General features: G+C 72.7%; 5 protein-coding genes. 2 read left to right on the top strand and 3 right to left on the bottom strand.

All coding sequences use genetic code 11. The annotated features are described in order from the left end of the window. On the bottom strand, positions 1-542 hold a 542-nt coding region (locus tag MXD58_RS23415; RefSeq protein ID WP_250609929.1), incomplete at its 3' end, for a DUF5317 family protein. A 216-nt stretch (positions 543-758) separates the two neighbouring features. Between MXD58_RS23415 and MXD58_RS23410 the strand changes: the two genes are divergently transcribed. Beyond that, positions 759-986, top strand: a complete 228-nt coding sequence (locus MXD58_RS23410; RefSeq protein ID WP_248836778.1) for a biotin/lipoyl-binding carrier protein — start codon at positions 759-761, stop codon at positions 984-986. An 87-nt stretch (positions 987-1,073) separates the two neighbouring features. Next, positions 1,074-1,268, top strand: coding sequence for a biotin synthase auxiliary protein BsaP (gene bsaP / locus MXD58_RS23405; RefSeq protein ID WP_248836777.1), 195 nt, complete (start codon positions 1,074-1,076; stop codon positions 1,266-1,268). Between the two features lie 72 nt (positions 1,269-1,340). Here the strand turns inward: bsaP and bioB are convergent, their stop codons facing one another. Then, positions 1,341-2,360: a biotin synthase BioB gene (gene bioB / locus MXD58_RS23400; protein WP_248836852.1), complete on the bottom strand. Its 1,020-nt coding sequence runs from the start codon at positions 2,358-2,360 to the stop codon at positions 1,341-1,343. Positions 2,361-2,803: 443 nt separating this feature from the next. Then, positions 2,804-3,352: ATP-dependent dethiobiotin synthetase BioD (gene bioD / locus MXD58_RS23395; RefSeq protein ID WP_250609928.1), on the bottom strand; the 549-nt coding region annotated here is incomplete at its 5' end.

Raw genomic sequence — 3,352 nt, 5'->3', positions numbered from 1 at the left:
GCGTTGCGGCGGGCCAGCAGCGTGCGCCGCGCCCGCACCGGCGTCACGGCGCCGAAGACCCCGAGCGCGGCCGCGATCGCCACGTCGCCGACGCTCACCACCGCCGGGACGCCCGGAAACGGGAACGGGATGATGTCGCTGAGCAGCCGCAGGCTGGTGCCACCGCCGCCAGGGGTGTGGAAGGCCGAGCTCAGGATGTCCCCGACCGGTACCCCCGCATGGCGCGCGCCCCACAGCGACACCGGCATCTGACCGCCGTTGGCCGTGATGGCGGCGGCGTTGGCGATGATCCCGGCCAGGAGCAGTCCCAGGCCGGGCAGCCGGTTGTTCATGCCGGCGAACAGGGCGGCGAGCACGGCCGCCACGATCCAGGCCGGGCTGTGCAGCGCCGGGACGAGACCGCCCACGGCCAGCACCAGCACCAGCACGGCGAACAGCCAGGGCCGGTAGACGTGGACGCGGGCGAGGGCGCCGAGAGTTCCACCGCGGGCGAGGCCGACGCCCAGCCCGCAGACCAGGGTCAGCACGACAAGTACGAGCACATGCGTAGTCTGCGGGTTTGTGGGATTCGCGCCCAACACCGGGCGGCCCAGTGGCGCTTTCGGCGTGTTCCGGTCGTCCTTGTTGGCGTGGGCCATTGGTCCGGATGCCCGCTGGCACTAGGCTCCTGGAAGGTCGACTCCTGGAAGGTCGACTGCAGGCGGGTTCGCCGATTCGGATGCCCGGATCCGGCCCACTAGGTGCGGAAGGGAGCGTCGATGGCGGAGGAGGTCCGCGCGGAGATGGTCGCCAACGTGTGGAAGGTCGTCGTCGGTGTGGGAGACCCGGTGGCCGCCGGTGACGCCCTCGTCATCCTGGACTCCATGAAGATGGAGATTCCGGTGATCAGCGAGGACGGCGGCACCGTCGCCCGGATCGCCGTGCAGGAGGGCGACGTGGTCCAGGACGGCGATCTGATCGCGGTCGTGGAGCCCGTCGCCGGTTGAGCCCGACGGGCGGGCGCCGCCCCGCGTCGGCCGCGGCCGACGCCTGCTTCGGATCACACCTGTGTGCCATGCCTTAAGCTGCTGTTCATGGACGCCTCATTCTGTGACCGTTGCGGTCAGTTGGCCAGTGTGGGCAACCATGAGGCGTGCGCGCGGGCGCGGGAGCTGGAGCCGCCGCGGTACTGCCGGATCTGCCGGCGGCGGATGGTGGTCCAGATAACGCCGAGCGGCTGGTCCGCCCGGTGCGCCGAGCATGGCCGGCTGACGGCCACCAACGCCTGAGCCCCATCCGCCCGGTGCGCGGTCGTCCTGCGCCGGCACGGGCCCTGGGCCGTGCCGGCGCCGCGATCAGAGCTAGAGAGTCGCCTGCAGCGACTTGATCGGCATGCTCAGGTCGGCCAGCATCTTCAGGTCGGACTCGGCCGGCCGGCCCAGCGTCGTGAGGTAGTTGCCGACGATCACCGCGTTGATGCCGCCGAGCATCCCCTGGGTCTCCAGGTCGCCGAGGGTGATCTCACGGCCGCCGGAGTAGCGCAGGATCGTGCGCGGCATGGCGAGCCGGAAGGCGGCGATGGCGCGCAGCGCGTCCCGCGGCGCGACGGGCGGGTAGTCCCCGAACGGGGTACCGGGGCGCGGGTTGAGGAAGTTCATCGGCACCTCGTCCGGCTGCAGCTCGGCGAGCTGCGCGGCGAGTTCGGCACGCTGCTCCAGCGATTCACCGACGCCCAGGATCGCGCCGCAGCACAGCTCCATGCCGGCCGCGCGCACCATCTCGCAGGTCTCCCAGCGCTCCTCCCAGGAATGCGTGGTGACCACCTTGGCGAAGTGGGACCGAGCCGTTTCGAGGTTGTGGTTGTAGCGGTGCACCCCGAGACCGGTCAGCTCGTCCACCTGCTGCTGGGTGAGCATGCCCAGCGAGCAGGCGATATTGATCTCCACGGCGGCGCGGATGGCGGCGACACCCTCGCGGATCTGGGACATCAGCCGGGCGTCGGGGCCGCGGACGGCGGCGACGATGCAGAACTCGCTCGCGCCGGTCGCCGCGGTCTGCCGGGCGGCCTCGACCAGGGACGGGACGTCCAGCCAGGCGGAGCGCACCGGCGAGTCGAACTTGCCCGACTGCGAGCAGAAATGACAGTCCTCCGGGCAGCCGCCGGTCTTCAGGCTGACGATGCCCTCGACCTCGACCTCGGGGCCGCACCAGCGCATCCGCACCTCGTGGGCGAGCGCGAGCAGGTCGCTCAGCGCCTCGTCGGGCAGCCGCAGGACGGCGAGCACACCGGCCTCGTCCAGGCCACGGCCGGCCTCGAGCACCTCACGGCGGGCGTGGGCGAGCAGCTCCGCCGGCGTCGGGTCGGCGGCGGCGACGGCCACCGGGGAGACCGGGGAGACCGGGGAGACCGGGGGGACCGGGGGGACCGGGGGGACCGGGGCGGAGGTCTCGGGGGCGGCTCCGCTGTCGGCCCGGGTGACGGCGGTCTCGGTTCGCGCGCCGGGAACCACCCTCACGGGGGACCCCGCCGACGAGGCGGGGTGCGCGGTCACGGGTGCGGTCACGGTGGCCTCCAGGACATGGGCGGGGACGGGACTGAATCGGCGGGTCGGATCGACATTGTGTGCGGTCGCAGGTGCGGAAGGTCGGGTTTGCGGTAGCGGTGGGCTGGCATCGGGCAGGTTGGGCCGATACGTCCCAGCCCGGAGCGTGCTGGGATCACTGGCCCCTTCGGGCGCGCATCCATTGTGGAGGCGGGGCAGCCGGGTCGGGCGACTTTCGAGGGCGATCTCCGGCACGTTCAGCACAGGAACGCGCCAAACAGTCACATCTGGTGATCCTTGCGGAACGCTCGCGCCGAGAAGGTACCGCCGAACGCTGGCTCGAGCGAGCGTCTGGCCGTCGCGAGGAAGTCGGTCCGGCCCAGCCGGCCGGCGCCGGCGGGCACCGCCCCGGACAGCCCCCGACCCGCGAGGATCTCCAGGTCGGCCACGTTGCTGCGGCAGGCCAGATCCGGCTCGGTCGGCCACGAGCCGATCACCACGCCGGCCAGGCCGAGGCCGCGGTGCGCCAGTACCTCCAGGGTCAGCGCGGTGGTGTTCAGCGTGCCGAGCCCGGCTGCCGTTACCACCAGCACCGGCGCGGACAGCTCCCGGGCGAGGTCTGCCAGCGTCGCGCCGTTGTCGTCGTAACGGACGAGCAGTCCCCCGGCACCCTCGACGATCACGAGGTCGCGTCCGGCGGCCAGCTTGTCCACCGTTCCCGCGAGGGCCGCGAGGTCGACGGCGCAGCGCCCCGCCCGCCGCGCGGCCGCGGGGCCCCTCCGCCCTGCGCGACGATCCAGCTCGTGCGGGCGCTGCACCCGCTGCGGGAG

Origin of the sequence: Frankia sp. AgKG'84/4 (assembly GCF_023242965.2) — a bacterium.
GTDB lineage: Bacteria > Actinomycetota > Actinomycetes > Frankiales > Frankiaceae > Frankia.
Note: the sequence above shows the minus strand (reverse complement) of the source record. Positions and strands in the feature narration are given on the sequence as shown.

What these genes read in the sequence shown, in the direction of transcription:
- MXD58_RS23410 (WP_248836778.1), top strand. Translation starts at nt 759, where the DNA reads ATGGCGGAGGAGGTCCGCGCGGAGATGGTCGCCAACGTGTGGAAGGTC.
- bsaP (WP_248836777.1), top strand. Translation starts at nt 1,074, where the DNA reads ATGGACGCCTCATTCTGTGACCGTTGCGGTCAGTTGGCCAGTGTGGGC.